We start from the raw sequence: 16,811 nt of genomic DNA, 5'->3' as shown, positions 1-16,811 counted from the left end.
GTCCGGAGGGGGCGCCGCACCCGGTCGGTCCGTGTCCAAGTGCTCGGGTCGGCCGGTTGGACGACACTGTCGCGTCGGGCGCGGGCACGTGACACTGGTGACGCGACTCCACCAGTCCCACCATAAACAATACCCGCATGCGTGAATTACCTCCTCGAATTGACGAGCCTTGTTCGCCCCATATGAGGCGGCTAAGGTTTTCCCATCAACCGGGAAATGCGATCCGTGGGGGCAGTTATGGCGAACCCGTTTGACGATGAAAACGGGACCTTTCTGGTGCTCGTAAACAGGGAGAATCAGCACTCGCTGTGGCCTGCATTCGCCGAAATTCCGAATGGCTGGCGGCTCGCCTTCGGAGAGGCCACGCGAAAGGAATGCCTCGACTATGTGGAGGAGAACTGGACGGATCTCCGTCCGCAGAGCCTCATCGACGCGATGAGGGAGACCGAGGCGGCCCGCTGATGGCCCGTCCTACCGCAGCGACGCGACCCAGGGAGTACCTGTGGCCATGATGGGCGGACCCGTCATGATCCGGTCCGACGGACCGGATTCCTCGAACAACACCCAGCGGGCGAAGCCCGGAACGACGAGAAGAATCATTCCGTACACCCGGGGGCACCGCCGTTCCATCGGCCTTCTCCTGGTGTGCACCACGCTGAGCGCCGGCTGCGCGGTGGCCCCGCCCCTGCTGCTCAAGTACCTGATCGACGACGGCATCACGGCCGGCGACACCGGGACCGTGGTCCGGCTGGCGGCCGCGGTCGCCGCGGTCTCCGTGCTGGCCGCCGTCGTGGGGTTCGGGGAGACGTGGTTCTCCGCCCAGGTCGCCGAGGGCCTGGTCTACGACCTGCGGGTCAAGGTCTTCGACCATGTGCAGCGCCAGTCGCTCGCCTTCTTCACCCGTGCGCAGACCGGTGCCCTGGTCAGTCGGCTGAACACCGACGTGATCGGCGCCCAGCAGGCGGTCACCCAGATGCTCGCCACCCTGGTGTCGGCCGGACTGACCGTCATCTTCGTGCTGGCCACCATGTTCTACCTGTCCTGGACGATCACGCTGATCTCGCTGGCACTGGTTCCCTTCTTCATCCTTCCCGGCCGCCTCATCGGCCGCCGGCTCCAGGGCCTCGCGCGACGGCACATGCAGGTGAACGCCGAGATGGGCTCGCTCATGCACGAGCGGTTCAACGTCGCCGGCGCGCTCCTGGCCAAGCTCTACAGCCGTCCGGACCGCGAGACCGCCGGCTATGCGCGGCTCGCCGCCCGCGGCCGCGACATCGGCGTCCGCAACTCGGTCGCCATGAAGCTGCTGTTCCTGTCGACCATGTTCATCGGCTCGATCGCCACCGCCGCGGTCTACGGCGTCGGCGGCGTGCTCTCCATCAACGGCGCCTTCCGCATCGGCACCCTGGTGGCCCTCACCACGCTGCTCACCCGCCTGATGGCCCCGGTGGGCCAGCTGTCGAACGCCCAGGCCGACGCGATGACGGCGCTCGTCAGCTTCGACCGGCTCTTCGAGATCCTCGACCTCAAGCCCCTGGTCACCGAGAAGCCCGACGCGGTGGCGCTGCCGCCCACCACGACCCGCGACGTGGCCCCCGGGGTCGAGTTCCGCGGGGTGTCGTTCCGTCACCCGAGGCCCGCCGACGTCTCGTTGGCCTCGCTGGAGGACTTCGCCGTGCCGACGCCCGAGCGGGTCGGCGACAGCTGGGCGCTGCGCGACCTCAGCTTCACCGTGCCGGCCGGCAAACTCACCGCGCTGGTCGGTCCGTCCGGGGCGGGCAAGACCACCATCACCCACCTGGTGCCGCGGCTGTACGACCCGGAGGAGGGCACCGTCCTCATCGACGGCCGCGACGTGCGCGACCTGACGCTGGAGTCACTGAGCGACACGGTCGGGATGGTCACCCAGGACGGGCACCTGCTGCACACCACCATCCGGGAGAACCTGCTCTACGCCCGCCCGGACGCCACCGAGGAGGAACTGGTCGCGGCCTGCCGGGCCGCACAGATCTGGCGACTCGTCGCCTCGCTGCCCGACGGCCTCGACACCATGGTCGGCGACCGCGGCTACCGTCTCTCCGGGGGTGAGAAGCAGCGCATCGCCATGGCCCGGCTGCTGCTCAAGGCGCCGCCGGTGGTCGTGCTCGACGAGGCGACCGCGCATCTCGACTCGGAGTCCGAGGCCGCCCTGCAGCAGGCACTCAAGACCGCGCTCGCGGGCCGGACCTCGCTGGTCATCGCGCATCGCCTGTCGACCATCCGGGACGCCGACCAGATCATCGTCCTGGACCAGGGGCGGATCGTGGAACGCGGCACGCATGACGAGCTGCTCGCGCTCGGCGGGCTCTACGCCGAGCTCTACCGCACGCAGTTCGCCCGGCCGTCCGCCGAGGACGACAGCGATGTCGAGGTTCTGCCGGAGCAGCGGGTCCCGGAACCGGTGGGCCCCGGCGGCGGGCCGGTCGTCTTCGGCCCCGGCGGTCCTGGGGGCCCCGGCGGTCCGCGGATGGTCGGCGGTCCCGGGATGGTCGGCGGTCCGGGGATGGGCGGGCCCGGCGGCGGGCCGGTCGTCTTCGGTCCCGGTGGCCCCGAGGGTCCGGGAGGTCCGGGAGGTCCGGGAGGCCCCCGAACCCGCTGATCCCCTCTCCGAGTGGTGCCCACGACCCCCATGGGGGTCGTGGGCACCACTTCTGTCGTCCCGTCAACCCCCCTACGTCGAGCGGCCGTTCGCCCGGCGGCAGGGGTTTCGAACGCATTGAGGGACTGTTACGTTCGGTCTTGTCCGATGCGGGCGGTATTTATGGCGCTAGATGCCTAAATAAGGAAGATGTCGGTGTGGCCCGCACCGCACGGCAGCGATCCCGCGGCGGACGGTACGGAAGGGAATTCCTCTTCGAGAACGAGAACGGCCGCTCGTCGTGATGGCGGCGAGGACCGGTGAGGAGCAGGGGTGGAAACCGGGGGAGTCATCGACCAACAATCCATAGTGGAAGTGGAAATCGACGCTTTACGGCCGACCGGGTCACCGCGGCTGGCCGGCGAAAGACAAGAACACATCGAACTGCTCGCGGCGGTGCCGACCCCGCTGCCGCCGATCATCGTCCACCGTCCCACGATGCGGGTCATCGACGGCTTCCACCGGCTGCGCGCGGCCCGGCTGCGGGGGGACACCACCATCGCCGCCCGCTTCTTCGACGGCGACGAGTCGGACGCCTTCGTCCTCGCGGTCCAGCTGAACGTCACCCACGGGCTGCCGCTCGCCCTGCCCGACCGGCAGAGCGCCGCGGAACGGATCATCGCCTCCCACCCCCACTGGTCCGATCGCAGAGTGGCCTCGGTCGCCGGCATCGCCCCCGGAACCGTCGGTGAGATCCGCCGCCGCCTGGGTTCCGGCGCCGCCGACCCGGAGGCGCGCCGGCTCGGCCAGGACGGCCGGATGCGCCCGCTCGACGGCACCGCCGGCCGCCTCCGCGCCGGTGAACTGCTCGCCGAGGAACCCGGTCTGTCGCTGCGTCAGGTCGCCCGCGCGGCCGGCATCTCCCCGGAGACCGTGCGCGACGTGCGCAACCGCCTGCGGAACGGCGAGGATCTGCTGCCCCGCTCGCGCCGCCGCGACAGCGACACCGAACCGCGCCACGCATCCGCGCCCGAGGCCGGAACCGGTGCGGACACCCGCCCCGGGTGCGTGTCCGTCCCGGCGCCGCGCGGCGAACCCGCTGCCGGGCGGCCGCCCCATCCCGTCGCGCGGGCCCGCGCGGACGCGGCGCCGGACCGTGTCGTCCTGGTCAAGCGGCTGACCGCCGATCCGGCGCTGCGTTTCTCCGAGACCGGCCGCAGTCTGCTGCGGCTCCTCACGATCCACGCGGTCCGCGAGGAGGAGTGGGAGGCGATCATCGGCAACGTCCCGCCGCACTGCAGCGGTGTCGTCGCCGACCTCGCCGTCCAACTGGCCGACATGTGGGCGGACTTCGCGACCCGCGTGCGGAGTGACGTCACGGCCTCCGTCGGCTGATCGCCGCATTGCGCGGAACCCCGGGTTCAGGTGCCCCCTAGGGCGTAGGGGGCACCACCCCCCGATGTCCACAGGGGTTTCGGCTTGGATGTCAGGCTGTTAATTTCGGTCACATCCGAAGCACGCGAATGCCGCACGCGGATGCTCTGTCTCGGGGTGACAGGGCGGGCCGAGGGTGTCGAAATCGCCACCCCCCGCATTCTTCGCGGCGGCAGGCAGTGGATTTTCTGCAGAAAGCGTGCTTGCACGAGAAATTCTTCTTCGTGGACGGCGACGCTCTCGCAGCGGCGGGGGTATGTGAGGAGCTGGGGTGGAGTCCGAGGGGGCCATAGGGGAACAGCCCGTCGTGGAGGTCGAGATCGGCTCGCTGAGCCTGTCCGGATCACCGCGGCTGGCCGGAGAGAGTTCGGAGCACATACAAGTACTCGCGGCAGCGCCGAACCCGCTGCCGCCGATCACGGTGCACCGGCCGACGATGCGGGTCATCGACGGCTACCACCGGTTGAGAGCCGCCCGGCTGCGCGGCGAGAGCAGGATCGCCGCCCGGTTCTTCGACGGGGACGAAACGGCGGCCTTCGTCCTGTCGGTGAGGCTCAATGTCACTCACGGCCTGCCGCTGGCGCTCGCCGACCGCAAGCGTGCCGCCGAGCGCATCATCGTCGCCCATCCCCAGTGGTCGGATCGCAGGGTGGCCTCGGTGACCGGGATCGCCCCCGGGACCGTCGGCGACATCCGCAAGCGGGTCGTCCGGGGGCCGGGGCCGCAGGGGCGCCGGCTCGGCAGGGACGGCAGGATGCGGCCGGTCGACGGCAGCAGCGGCCGCATCCTCGCCGGTGAGCTGCTCGCCGAGAACCCGGACCTCTCGCTGCGGCAGGTCGCCCGGGCGGCGGGCATCTCCCCGGAGACCGCCCGGGACGTGCGCAACCGGCTGGGCAACGGCGAGGACCCGCTGCCCCGGCGCCGCCGCCGGGAGGCCGCGCCGGACGAGGAGCGGGCCGTAGGAGGGGAGTTCGGGACGCTGCGGCTCGCCCGGCCGGGAAATCGGACGCGTCCGGACGTCGCACCGGCTTCGGACCACGCCGTGCTGATCAAGCGGCTCATGGCCGACCCGGCCCTGCGCTTCAGTGAGACCGGCCGCAATCTGTTGCGCCTGCTCGCTCTGCACACGCTGCGCAAGGAGGAGTGGGAGGCGATCATCAGCAACGTCCCGCCGCACTGCAGTGACATCGTGGCTGATCTCGCCCGGCAGTTCGCCGACCTGTGGTCGGAGTTCGCCGAGAGGGTCGGGGAGGACGTCGCGCAGATCGGCTGAGCCCGCGCCTCGGACAGAGGGGGCCGTCGCGAAAGGTGCGCTTTCGCGACGGCCCCGAGTCGTGTGCGGGGTCAGGGAAGTGGCGTGAATCATTCCGCTCTTCACCGGGAGGGGTTGTGCATTTCTTCTTTAATTTTCCATTAATTCCCGGCCGCTCCATGTCTGAAAGACACCCCCTATTCCTTGGCCGAGTGACCGAAAGTCAGCCCGTGTCGGCGTGAATGAGACGCTATCCTGAGTTGCGCTGACTGATCGGCGAAGGTACGGGGGTGCCTGTGAAGCTCAGTGAAAGGGACGGAGAACTCGGTCTTCTACGACGTCTCTACAGAGGGTGTGTGGCCGGAAAGGGTTCCCTGGTCATTACCAACGGTCCTGTGGGGTGCGGCAAGACCGCGTTGATCCAGACATTCGTCGAGCAGGTGACGGAGCAGGGGGGCGCCGTCCTGTCGGCGACCGGCTCCGTGAGTGAGAGCCTCGACAGGCTCGGGCTGATCGACCAGCTGGTGACCGCGATGGGTGCGGTGGGTCCGGCCGACGGGCCACCGGCCGTCGCGGACGTCACGACGGCCGCGGAGGCGAGCGGACGGGTGCCACGCGCACTGATGCAGCGCGTCTACCGGGCCGTCGCCGAACTCGCCGAGAAACAGCCGCTCGTCCTCCACGTCGACGACGTGCACTTCGCCGACGAGGCATCGCTCCAGTGCCTGAGGTATCTCGTACGGCGCATCGACTCGCTGGCCGTCCTGGTCGTCCTGACCGAGAGTCCCAGCCACGAACAGGCACTCGCCACGCTCCACGCGGAGACGCTCCACCTGCCCTACTGCCATCGGATCCGGCTCGGTCCGCTCTCGGCCGAGGGGGTCGCCGGATATCTGACGGATCATCCGGCGACGCGTTCGGTGACGCCGGGGACCGTCGAGCTGTGGGCGCGGACGAGCGGGGGGAACCCTCTGCTGCTGGACGCCCTGATCGAGGACTTCGCCGGGCAGGGGACGGTCGAGGCCGCGGGACGGGGTGCCCCGGTGCCGTGCGAGTCGTTCCGGAACGCCTTTCTCCGCTGCCTCCACCGCTGCGAGCCGACCCTGCTCGCTGTCGCGCGCGCCGCCGCCGTCCTCGGCAAGTCCGTGACACCCGCCCTGATCGGCGACCTCCTCGGGGCGGACGCGACCTCCGTACGCCGGAGCGTCACCGACCTGCGCGCGGCGGGGCTGTTCTCGGGCTCGTGGTTCGGCCACGAGCGTGCCCGGCTGACCGTGCTCGCGGACATTCCCGGCAAGGACCTCCCCGCTCTGCGGGCCCGGGCCGCCGAGCTGCTCCGCGAGAGCGGTGCGCCCGCCTCGGTGGTGGCCGAACAACTGCTGGCCGGCCACGACTCGGCGCAGGCCGCCTGGCAGCCCGACATCCTCCGGGAGGCCGCGCGTGAGGCCCTGGCGGCGGGAGACATCGGTGCCGGCGTCGGCTATCTGCGGCACGCCTCCGGCCTCTGCACGGACGCCAACCAGGAAGCGGAGGTGATCGCCGCCCTCGCGGAGGCGCAGTGGCTCATCGACCCCGCGAAGGCGTCCCGGTACCTCCCGCAGCTCAGCCGTATGGTGCGCGCCGGTCTGCTCACCGGGTCCGACGCCCTGGTCGTGGTGAAACAGAAGGTGTGGCGCGGCGAGTTCGCGCAGGCCGACGACCTGTTGCGGATCATCGAGGCGCGGGAGGGCGCCGGCGCGGAGAACGCCTGGGACGGAGCGGGCTACTCCCGGGCCGTCATCCGCTCGGACCACACCCTCGTCCGGGTGTGGCTGTCCTTCTGCTGCCCCGGTCTGCGGCGCGGCACCACGATGTCGCCCCGCACCTTCATCAGGCTCTCGGCCGACCTCGTCGAGCTCGGGAAGGACCCGGCCCCCGACGAGCTGCTGCGCGGCACCGGCAGGGCCGGCCCGTTCGCGGACACGCTCGTGGCGCTGATCTTCCTGATCGGGTCCCAGCGGCTGGACGAGGCGCTGCTCTGGTCGGAGCGGCTGCTGGACGAGCCGCGCAACCGGCGTGCCCCCATGCGGCGGGCGTTCCTGGAGACGATCCGAGCGGCGGCGGCCCTGAGCCGGGGTGACGCCGCCGACGCGGGCGAGGCCGCCGGGACCGCGCTGAGCCTGGTCGGCCCGGAGGCCTGGGGCATCGCGATCGGCCTGCCGCTGGCCCTGGCGATCCGCGCGGCGACCGAGAGCGGCGATGTCGACACGGCGCGGACCTACCTCGACCTGCCCGTTCCCATGGTCATGTTCGGCACCCCCTTCGCGCTGCCCTACCTCCAGGCGCTGGGCCGCTTCCACCTCGCCCTGGGCCGGCCGCGCGCCGCCCTGCGGGACTTCGAGTCGTGCGGCGAGCTGATGACGAAGTGGCGGCTCGACGCACCGGAACTCGTGGACTGGCGCAACGACGCGGTCGCCGCCCTCATCGCCATGGGCGATCACCGGCGGGCCCGGGAGCGGGCCGAGGAACACCTCGCCCGGCTCGGTGAGCGGCCCACCCGCGCCCGCGGCATCGCGCTGCGCCATCTCGCGGCGGTGGGTCCGTCCCGGAACCGGCTGCGGCTGCTCCAGGAGGCGGTACAGATCCTCGAAACCTGCGGTGACGGGCTGGAGTCGAGGCGCGCCCGGGCCGACGAGGAAGCCGCGCGCAGGGCGGAGGGGGAGACCACCGCGCTCGGGCGCGAGCACCCGCTGGGAGCACTGTGGGACGCTCCGTCCGCGCCGGCCCGGAGCGTGGTCCCGACGGGCGCCGCCGATCCGGACGCGGTGCCCGCGGCGCTGGCCGAACTCACCGAGGCGGAACGCCGGGTCGGGGCCCTCGCCGCGTCCGGCTGTACCAACCGCGAGATCGCCGACCGGCTCTCCATAACGGTCAGTACGGTGGAACAGCATCTCACCAAAATATACCGGAAATTGAAGGTGCGCGGCAGAGCGGATCTTCCGATGTCACTCGTGCGTTTTTCGGAGGTCGCGTGCCCTCCACATGGACGGTGAAAAGAAAAGCCCTCGCATCCGTTGGTGAACTGCCCGTCCAAGTCAACTCCCCGTCCAAGTGGCGGTTTCGGACCGTTGGACAGTGTTGTGGTGAGGATTGCGATCGTGTGATCCTGAATGCCGAATCAGCCTTCCAATACCCGATTCCGCCGGGAGGAATTCCATGGCCGGACGGAGCCTCGACGACTATGCACGACTGGCCAGGAAAGGATTCGATCACGTTCTCGCGGAATCCCTGGAAGCCGTTGAACGAGCCTCTGCGGAGAACAGGGCGGCCTTCGACCGGACCGGTCTGAGGCCGGCCCGGTCCACCCGGCCCGGGCCGCCCGACACCAGCACGAAGATCCTGGACCGTCCCTGGGCCGCACCGATCGCCGTCGGCCCGCTCGCCGGACTCGCCCGGCCCGCGGACGAGCCCGCCGTGCTGCGGGCGGCCGACGCGGCGGGACTGCCCGTCGTGGTCGACATGGTCACCCCGAACGACCTCGCGCACCCGGAGCCGGCCGACGACGGGCCGCGGTGGCTCCGCACATACGGCTACCGGGAGCACGGTGACGTCGAGCGGGCGGTGGCCGACGCGGAGCGCGCCGGGTTCGCCGCACTCCTCCTCTCTTTGGGGTCCCAGGGCGGCGGCCGACTCGCGCGCCCCGATGCTCCCCGCGCGGACTGGGCCGACGTGGAGAGGCTGCGCGCCACATCCGCGCTGCCCCTGCTCGTCGCGGGCGTACGCACCGCTGCCGACGCCTCCCGCGCGTTCGACACCGGGGCCGACGGCATCGTCACCGACTCGCTGGACGCGCTGCCCGACCTCGCCGCGGTCGCGGGCACGCACCGCCCCGTCCTGCTCGGCGGCGGCATCCGCCGGGGCGCCGACATCCTGGTCTCCCTGGCCTCGGGGGCCGACGCGGTCCTCGTGGGACGGCTGGTGCTGGACGGGCTGATCGTCGACGGGGAAGCGGGCGTCACCGACGTGCTGGGCGCTCTCGTGCGGGAGTTGGAGGAGGCGATGACGTTCACCGGAACCGCCTCGATCGTCGAGACCCGCCCCGACAGCCTCCGTACCGGACAGCGTCCGCCGTCCCCCGTACGCCCGACGGGCACCCGGGGCGGTGCCGTGGGTGCTTGGAGCGGTGCCGCGAGCGCCCAGGGAAATGCCGTGGGCGTCCTGCGCAAGGACGACCTCCACCCCAGCCTCTCCGATCCCGTCCTGGACACGATGACCTTCCTCAACGAGGTCACCCACCGCTACCCGGACGCCGTCTCCTTCGCGCCAGGGCGGCCCTACGACGGCTTCTTCGACACCGAGCAGATCTTCACGTACCTCCGCCGCTACCTCGACCATCTGGCCGCGCAGGGACGCACGGAGCAGGACATCCGTACCGCCATGTACCAGTACGGTCCCACCGCCGGCCAGATCCGTGAGATCGTCGCCGACTCCCTGCGCGCGGACGAGGGCATCGACGTCCCGGCGGAATCGATCGTGATCACCGTCGGCGCGCAGGAGGCCATGCTGCTGGTGGTGCGGGCCCTCACCGCCGGCCCCGACGACGTGCTGCTCGCGGCGAGCCCCTGCTATGTCGGCATCACGGGCGTGGCACGCCTGCTGGGCGTGCCGGTGACGGCCGTTGAGGAGCGGGAGGACGGGTTCTCCTGCGCCGATCTGGAGACCGCGATCGTGCGCGAGCGCGCCCGGGGAGGGCGCCCCCGGGCCCTCTACGTCATTCCCGATCACTCCAACCCGTCGGGAACCACGATGGACGCGCCGACGCGCGCCGCGCTGCTGGAGACGGCGGAGCGCCACGGCATCCTCCTCATCGAGGACAGCCCCTACCGCAGAGTGAGCCCCGGTACGCCGCTGCCGACGCTCAAGTCCATGGACCGCTCGCGGAGTGTCGTCCACCTGGGCTCGTTCGCCAAGACCGTCTTCCCCGGCGCCCGGGTCGGTTTCGCCGTCGCCGACCAGCAGGTGGTCGACACATCGGGCCGGACCGGTCTCCTGGCCGACGAGCTCGCCAAGATCAAGAGCATGGTGACGGTCAACACCTCGTCCCTGAGCCAGGCCGCGGTGGCGGGCGCCCTGCTGGCGGGCGACGGCCGGATCTCCGAGATGAACGCGGAACCGGCGGCCTATTACGGCAATGCCATGCGGACCACACTGCGCAATCTCGACGCGCGTCTGCCGGCGGACCGGCGAGCCGCTCTGGGCGTGCGCTGGAACGAACCGACCGGAGGTTTCTTCCTCACGGTCCACGTCCCCTTCCGGGCGGACAATGCGGCGCTGACCCGCTCGGCACAGGAATTCGGCGTCATCTGGACGCCGATGAACTACTTCTATCCGCAGGGCGGCGGCCATCAGGCCCTCCGTCTCTCCACCAGCTATCTGACGACGGCCGATATCGAAGAGGGCACGGCGCGGCTCGCACGGTTCATCGAGGCGCAGTCCTCGGCGTCGTGAATTCTCCGGGAAAGGCGAAGCAAGTGACCGGGAACAGCAATGCACGGATACCGCGGTCGAAGCCGCGCATGTGGGGGTGGACTTTCCGATGACCATCAATCTGGACCGGCCGGAAGGACTGGAGGCCGACGTCCTGGCGGACGATTTCCGGCGGCCCGTCGTCCTGACCGGTGACGGCGCCCTGAAGACGCCGTACCGACCGCGGATCGTCGGGGTGGGGACCGCCACGTCGGCCGCCGTCTACTCCCAGCAGGAGGTGCTCGACGCCTTCCGCATCACCGACCCGAAGATCCGGTCCGTGTTCGCCAACAGCGCCATCGACCGGCGCCACCTGACCCTGCCGGAACCGGACGCCGACGGTGTCCGCGCCCCCGAGCCGCAGGGCGACCTGCTCGACAAGCACAAGGCCATGGCGACGGAGATGGGCGCCGAGGCACTGCGCGCCTGTCTGAAGCGGGCCGGCGCCGAACTCTCCGATCTGCGGCACCTGTGCTGCGTGTCGTCCACCGGCTTCCTCACCCCCGGCCTGAGCGCCCTGATGATCCGCGAACTGGGCATCGACCGGCACTGCAGCCGCAGCGACATCGTCGGCATGGGCTGCAACGCGGGGCTCAACGCGCTGAACGTCGTGGCCGGCTGGTCCGCCGCCCACCCGGGCGAACTCGCCGTCGTCCTCTGCACGGAGGCCTGCTCAGCGGCGTACGCGATGGACTCCTCGATGCGGACCGCGGTCGTCAACAGCCTCTTCGGCGACGGCGCCGGAGCGATCGCCCTGAGGTCAGGACCCGGTGACGAGGCGTCCGGCGCGGCCGAGGGTCCGACCCTCCTGAAGTTCGCCAGCTGCATCATCCCCGACGCGATCGGCGCGATGCGCTACGACTGGGACCGCGAACTGGACCGGTTCAGCTTCTACCTCGACCCGCAGATCCCCTACGTCGTCGGTGCCCACGCCGAGATCGTGGTCGACCGCCTGCTCCAGGACACGGGCCTGCGCAGGAGCGACATCCGCCACTGGCTCGTGCACTCCGGCGGCAAGAAGGTGATCGACGCGGTGGTCGTCAACCTCGGCCTGACCCGCCACGACCTGCGCCACACCGTCGGCGTCCTGCGGGACTACGGCAACGTGTCGAGCGGATCGTTCCTTTTCTCGTACGAACGCCTCCTCGACGAGCAGGTGACCCGGCCCGGCGACTACGGAGTGCTCATGACCATGGGCCCGGGATCCACGCTCGAAACGGCGCTGGTCCAGTGGTGAAGACAGGAGAGAGCACAGTGAGTGACGTAAGTGCCGTACGGACACTGGCCGTTGACGGATCCCGGCCACTGTCGATCAGGACCGTCAAGGACCTCACCGTCCTGTGCGACGAGGTGGAGGACCAGGGCGGGGCCGCGATCCTGCGGGTCACCGGCACACCCGCACCGGGCTGGGCCGACGGGCTGGACGTCTCCCTCGTCACCAAGTGGGAACGGGTGCTGCGACGGCTCGAACGGCTGCCCGGGGTGACCGTCGCGGTCGCGGCCGGCGACTGCGGCGGAGTGGCCCTCGACGCCTTCCTCACCGCCGACATCCGGATCGCGACGCGCGGCAGCCGTCTTCTCCTGCCCTTCGACGGGGAGGCCACCTGGCCCGGCATGGCCGCGTTCCGCCTCGCCCGCCTGGCCGGCGCCGCGCGCGCCCGCCGCGCCGTCCTGTTCGGGCACCCGATCCCGGCGCCCGAGGCGCTGACGCTGGGCATAGCCGACGAGGTGACCGAAGCGCCGGACACCGCGGCGGCCGCCGCCGTCCAGCGCTCCGAGGGCCTGTCGGGCAAGGAACTCGCCCTACGGCGCCAACTGCTCCTCGACGCGATGACGGTCAGCTTCGAGGACGCCCTCGGCCCGCACCTGGCGGCCTGCGACCGCGCTCTGCGGCGCACCGTCGAGGAGGCCGCGTGATGACGCGGCCAACCCCTGTACTCCCCGGTGCGGACACCCCCCGTCCGCACCGGGTGAGGGCGGAAGGCGGAGCGACCGTATGACGACCGACGTGCTGGAGCAGGAGAGCGCGCGTGCGGAGTGGTCGGCGCTGACGGAGGCCGCCGAGCGCGTGGACAAGACGCTGGCGTCACTGCCGTACCCGACGCGCCGCACACCCGAACAGCGGGACCTGGCCGAGGCGGTGAAGAACCGGGCCCGCGCCCTGCGCGCCCGGTTCCTGGACGGGTACGGCGACGCCGTGTACGACCGGGTCACCGAAGGGCGCACCCGCGGCCTGCGGATCGACGAACTGGCCGCGGCCGCGGCGACCGCCTTCCCCGGCCTGGTGCCGGACGCCGGCCGGCTCGCGCAGGAGCGGAGCCGGCCGCAGGCCGACAAGGAGGGCCACGAGATCGACCAGGGCATCCTCCTGCGGGCCGTCCTGCGGTCGCCCTCGGCCGGTCCGCACCTCCTCGACGCCATGCTCCGGCCGACGGCCCGGGCACGGGGGCTGCTGCCGGAGTTCCTGCGGACCGGTGTCGTGGAGATGGAGGCCGTACGGCTCGAACGCCGCGACGGCGTCGCACGGTTGACGATGTGCCGGCACGACCGGCTCAACGCCGAGGACAACCAGCAGGTCGACGACATGGAGACCGCCGTAGACCTTGCTCTCCTCGATCCGGCCGTCCGCGTCGGCCTGCTGCGCGGAGGGGAGATGAGCCATCCCCGCCACCGCGGCAAGCGGGTGTTCAGCGCGGGCATCAACCTCAAGAACCTGAGCTCCGGTGACATCTCCCTGGTCGACTTCCTGCTGCGCCGTGAACTCGGCTACATCCACAAACTCGTCCGGGGCCTGCTCGTCGAGGACCCGGACCGGTGGCACTCGCCGTACGTCGAGAAGCCGTGGGTCGCCGCCGTCGACGGCTTCGCGATCGGCGGAGGCGCCCAGCTGCTGCTGGTGTTCGACCATGTCCTCGCCGCGTCCGACGCCTACCTCAGTCTCCCGGCCGCCAAGGAAGGGATCATCCCTGGCGTGGCCAACTTCCGGCTCGGCCGGTACGCCGGACCCAGGCTGTCCCGTCAGGTGATCCTTGAGGGGCGCAGGATCTGGGCCTCGGAGCCGCAGGCACGGCTGCTGGTGGACGAGGTCGTGGACCCGCGGGAGCTGGACGCCGCCGTCGAGCGGAGCCTGGAGCGCCTCGACGGCGAGGCTGTGCTCGCCAACCGGCGCATGCTCAACCTCGCCGAGGAGCCCGCCGAGGCGTTTCGCGCGTACATGGCGGAGTTCGCCCTCCAGCAGGCGCTGCGGCTGTACGGGGAGGACGTGATCCACAAGGTCGGCAGGTTCGCGGCGAGGTCGTCGCCGTGACCGGGGATCGGGTGAGCCCCGACGACCGCGCCCGGGTGCGGTACGAGAAGAAGGACCACGTCGCCCGCGTCACCCTCGACCGTCCCGAGGTGCTGAACGCGATGGACCTGCGCACGCACGAGGAACTCGCCGCTGTCTGGGACGACGTGGAGGCCGACGACGACATCCGCGTCGTGGTCCTCACCGGCGCGGGCGACCGGGCCTTCTCCGTCGGACAGGACCTGAAGGAACGCAGCCGCCTCGACGCGGAAGGGACCCCTCGGACGACGTTCGGAAGCCGGGGCCTGCCCGGCTGGCCCCGGCTCACCGAGCGGTTCACCCTGTCCAAACCGGTCGTGGCACGGGTCAACGGCTACGCCCTCGGCGGCGGCTTCGAGCTGGCGCTCGCCTGCGACCTCGTCATCGCCTCGCACGACGCGCGGTTCGCCCTGCCGGAGGCACGGCTCGGGCTGATCCCGGGCGCGGGCGGCGCCTTCCGGCTCGCCCGCCAGTTGCCCCTGAAGACCGCCATGGGACATCTGCTCACCGGGCGACCGATCGACGCGGCGACAGCGCTGCACTTCGGACTGGTCAACGAGGTCGCCGAGGAAGGAGACCTGGACCGACGGGTCGACGCCTGGACGGACGACCTGATCCGCAGCGCGCCCCTGTCGGTACGGGCCATCAAGGAAGCGGTGATGCGCTCGCTCGACCAGCCGCTGGAAGAGGCGTTCGCCACGAGGTACGCGTGGGAGGAACGGCGTATGCACAGCCGGGACGCCGTGGAAGGCCCCCGGGCCTTCGCGGAGAAACGTGATCCCGTGTGGTCCGGCCGGTGAGGTGATCCGGGTCCGCCGGCGGGGGCGAACCTGTCGGCGGGCCCGGGCGTTCCGGTTTCCGAACAGCGCGGCGGGCCGCTCCGTCCGCCAGGGGCCGCCCCACAGGAGGCGGCGGAAGGACAGGACGATGCCGATCGCGCGCGTCAACGGAACAGACCTCGGCTACGACGACCACGGCGGCCCGGGGGAGCCCGTCGTGCTGGTCGCCGGCACCGGCGCCCCGGGACGGATCTGGCGGACCCACCAGGTGCCCGCCCTCAGGGCGGCCGGCCACCGGGTGATCACGCTCGACAACCGCGGCATCCCGCCGACCGGTCCGTCCGCCGCCGAATTCACTCTCGACGACATGGCCGCGGACGTCGCCGGTCTGATCGAGCACCTGGGCGCGGGACCCTGCCGGGTCGTGGGCCACTCGCTGGGCGGTCTCATCGCGCAGGAACTCCTCCTCGCCCGGCCCGAACTCGTCACGCGCGCCGTCCTGATGGCCAGCTGCGGACGAGCGGACGCGCTGATCACCGCCATGTCGGCCGCCGACATCGAGCTGGCCGACAGCGGCGTCAAGATCCCTCCCGCCGTGTCCGCGTACCGGCAGGCCCTGCAGAACCTCTCCCCACGGACCCTCAACGACGAGGACCAACTGCGTGACTGGCTCGGCATCTTGGAGCTCTCCGGCTCCGACCCGTCGACGATCCGCGCCCAACTCGGCCTCGAAGTCATCCCGAACCGCCTTCCGCACTACCGGCGGATCACCCGCCCCTGCCTCGTCCTCGCCTTCCAGGACGACATGGTCGTCCGCCCACACCTGTCACGCGAACTCGCCGCGGCCATCCCGGCAGCCGCGTACACCGAGATACCCGGCTGCGGTCACTACGGCTACCTGGAGCGGCCCGACGCGGTGAACGAGGCGGTCATCGGATTTCTCACCGGGTGAGGAGACGCACGTTCGCGGAACGGGAACGGAGTGACAGCCGAGAACGGTCAGTGGCCACCGGTCAGTTCGCCGCTGAGGGTCTTGTGGATGCGGGCGCTGGGCTCGTTCAGGCTGATGATCTCGACGCTCTTGCCGCGCTGGGCGTACTTCGTCTCGATGGCGTCGAGCGCGGCGACCGAGGAGGCGTCCCAGATGTGGGCGGCGGACAGGTCGACGACGACCCTGTCGGGGTCGGTGGCGTAGTTGAACCGGCCGACGAGGTCGTTGGAGGCGGCGAAGAACAGTTCGCCGGTGACGGAGTAGACGACCTGGGTGCCGTCGGGGTCGGTGACAGAGGTGACGTCGGCCAGGTGGGCGAGGCGCTTGGCGAAGATGACCATGGCGGTGACGCTGCCGACGACGACGACGCCGACGGCGAGGTTGGAGGTGGTGACCACGCAGGCGACGGTGACCACCATGACGGTGATCTCCCCGGCGGGCATCCGCCTGAGGGTCTTGGGCGCGATGGAGTGCCAGTCGAAGGTCGCGAAGCACACCATCACCATGACGGCGACCAGGGCGGCCATCGGGATCTCGTCGACGACCGGACCGAAGACGACGCACAGCACCAACAGGAACGCACCGGCCAGGAACGTCGACAGCCGGGTGCGGGCGCCGGACACCCGAACGTTGATCATCGTCTGGCCGATCATCGCGCAGCCCCCCATGCCGCCGAAGAAGCCGGTGACGATGTTCGCGATGCCCTGGCCGATGGACTCGCGGGTCTTGTCGGACTGGAGCGCGTACGCGGCTTCGAGCGTGCCGCTCACGAGCGGGTGGCGGACCTGCGCACCCAGCTGGCGCGGGCGGAGGAGTTCGCGGTCACGCTGGCGGAGCGTCTGAGGCGAACTCCCGCGCCCTGACGTGGTCCTGAGGATATGGGGAGAGGCGCTGCCGGTCCCCTGGAA

General features: G+C 70.9%; 11 protein-coding genes and 2 pseudogenes. 12 read left to right on the top strand and 1 reads right to left on the bottom strand.

The annotated features are described in order from the left end of the window. Positions 1-237 precede the first annotated feature (237 nt). The 11 genes from OG496_RS06625 (at position 238) to OG496_RS06575 (ending at position 15,864) form a co-directional block, all read left to right on the top strand. Positions 238-462, top strand: a complete 225-nt coding sequence (locus tag OG496_RS06625) for an MbtH family protein (protein ID WP_124000056.1) — start codon at positions 238-240, stop codon at positions 460-462. 46 nt (positions 463-508) lie between these two features. Continuing rightward, complete coding sequence (locus tag OG496_RS06620) at positions 509-2,638, top strand: ABC transporter ATP-binding protein (RefSeq protein ID WP_405969985.1); 2,130 nt, start codon at positions 509-511, stop codon at positions 2,636-2,638. Positions 2,639-2,992: 354 nt separating this feature from the next. Continuing rightward, positions 2,993-4,012, top strand: a complete 1,020-nt coding sequence (locus OG496_RS06615; protein ID WP_405969984.1) for a ParB N-terminal domain-containing protein — start codon at positions 2,993-2,995, stop codon at positions 4,010-4,012. 310 nt (positions 4,013-4,322) lie between these two features. Beyond that, entirely contained in the window at positions 4,323-5,324 is a 1,002-nt protein-coding gene (locus OG496_RS06610) for a ParB/RepB/Spo0J family partition protein (protein WP_405969983.1), read from the top strand. Positions 5,325-5,593: 269 nt separating this feature from the next. Beyond that, positions 5,594-8,335, top strand: a complete 2,742-nt coding sequence (locus tag OG496_RS06605; protein ID WP_405969982.1) for an AAA family ATPase — start codon at positions 5,594-5,596, stop codon at positions 8,333-8,335. A gap of 163 nt (positions 8,336-8,498) precedes the next feature. Beyond that, on the top strand, positions 8,499-10,790 hold the full coding sequence (locus OG496_RS06600; RefSeq protein ID WP_405969981.1) for an aminotransferase class I/II-fold pyridoxal phosphate-dependent enzyme: 2,292 nt from the start codon (positions 8,499-8,501) through the stop codon (positions 10,788-10,790). A gap of 88 nt (positions 10,791-10,878) precedes the next feature. Next, positions 10,879-12,045: a 3,5-dihydroxyphenylacetyl-CoA synthase DpgA gene (gene dpgA, locus OG496_RS06595; RefSeq protein WP_405969980.1), complete on the top strand. Its 1,167-nt coding sequence runs from the start codon at positions 10,879-10,881 to the stop codon at positions 12,043-12,045. Between the two features lie 17 nt (positions 12,046-12,062). Next, complete coding sequence (dpgB, locus tag OG496_RS06590; RefSeq protein ID WP_399398319.1) at positions 12,063-12,725, top strand: enoyl-CoA-hydratase DpgB; 663 nt, start codon at positions 12,063-12,065, stop codon at positions 12,723-12,725. 79 nt (positions 12,726-12,804) lie between these two features. Continuing rightward, positions 12,805-14,115: a (3,5-dihydroxyphenyl)acetyl-CoA 1,2-dioxygenase DpgC gene (dpgC, locus tag OG496_RS06585; protein WP_405969979.1), complete on the top strand. Its 1,311-nt coding sequence runs from the start codon at positions 12,805-12,807 to the stop codon at positions 14,113-14,115. Continuing rightward, positions 14,112-14,933, top strand: a complete 822-nt coding sequence (gene dpgD / locus OG496_RS06580) for an enoyl-CoA-hydratase DpgD (RefSeq protein WP_405969978.1) — start codon at positions 14,112-14,114, stop codon at positions 14,931-14,933. Before dpgC ends, dpgD begins: the two co-directional genes overlap by 4 nt. Before the next feature lie 127 nt (positions 14,934-15,060). Next, positions 15,061-15,864 (top strand): alpha/beta fold hydrolase, encoded by an 804-nt coding sequence (locus OG496_RS06575; protein ID WP_405969977.1) that lies wholly within the window; start codon positions 15,061-15,063, stop codon positions 15,862-15,864. Between the two features lie 47 nt (positions 15,865-15,911). Here the strand turns inward: OG496_RS06575 and OG496_RS06570 are convergent. After that, positions 15,912-16,637, bottom strand: a pseudogene (locus OG496_RS06570) (SulP family inorganic anion transporter); the annotation flags it as partial. Between OG496_RS06570 and OG496_RS06565 the strand changes: the two are divergent. Beyond that, positions 16,638-16,766, top strand: a pseudogene (locus OG496_RS06565) (MerR family transcriptional regulator); the annotation flags it as partial. Between the last annotated feature and the right edge of the window lie 45 nt (positions 16,767-16,811).

The organism is Streptomyces sp. NBC_00988, assembly GCF_045162645.1.
Taxonomy (GTDB): Bacteria; Actinomycetota; Actinomycetes; order Streptomycetales; family Streptomycetaceae; genus Streptomyces.
Note: the sequence above shows the minus strand (reverse complement) of the source record. Positions and strands in the feature narration are given on the sequence as shown.

What these genes read in the sequence shown, in the direction of transcription:
- dpgA (WP_405969980.1), top strand. Translation starts at nt 10,879, where the DNA reads ATGACCATCAATCTGGACCGGCCGGAAGGACTGGAGGCCGACGTCCTG.
- OG496_RS06625 (WP_124000056.1), top strand. Translation starts at nt 238, where the DNA reads ATGGCGAACCCGTTTGACGATGAAAACGGGACCTTTCTGGTGCTCGTA.
- OG496_RS06600 (WP_405969981.1), top strand. Translation starts at nt 8,499, where the DNA reads ATGGCCGGACGGAGCCTCGACGACTATGCACGACTGGCCAGGAAAGGA.
- dpgC (WP_405969979.1), top strand. Translation starts at nt 12,805, where the DNA reads ATGACGACCGACGTGCTGGAGCAGGAGAGCGCGCGTGCGGAGTGGTCG.
- OG496_RS06620 (WP_405969985.1), top strand. Translation starts at nt 509, where the DNA reads ATGATGGGCGGACCCGTCATGATCCGGTCCGACGGACCGGATTCCTCG.
- OG496_RS06575 (WP_405969977.1), top strand. Translation starts at nt 15,061, where the DNA reads ATGCCGATCGCGCGCGTCAACGGAACAGACCTCGGCTACGACGACCAC.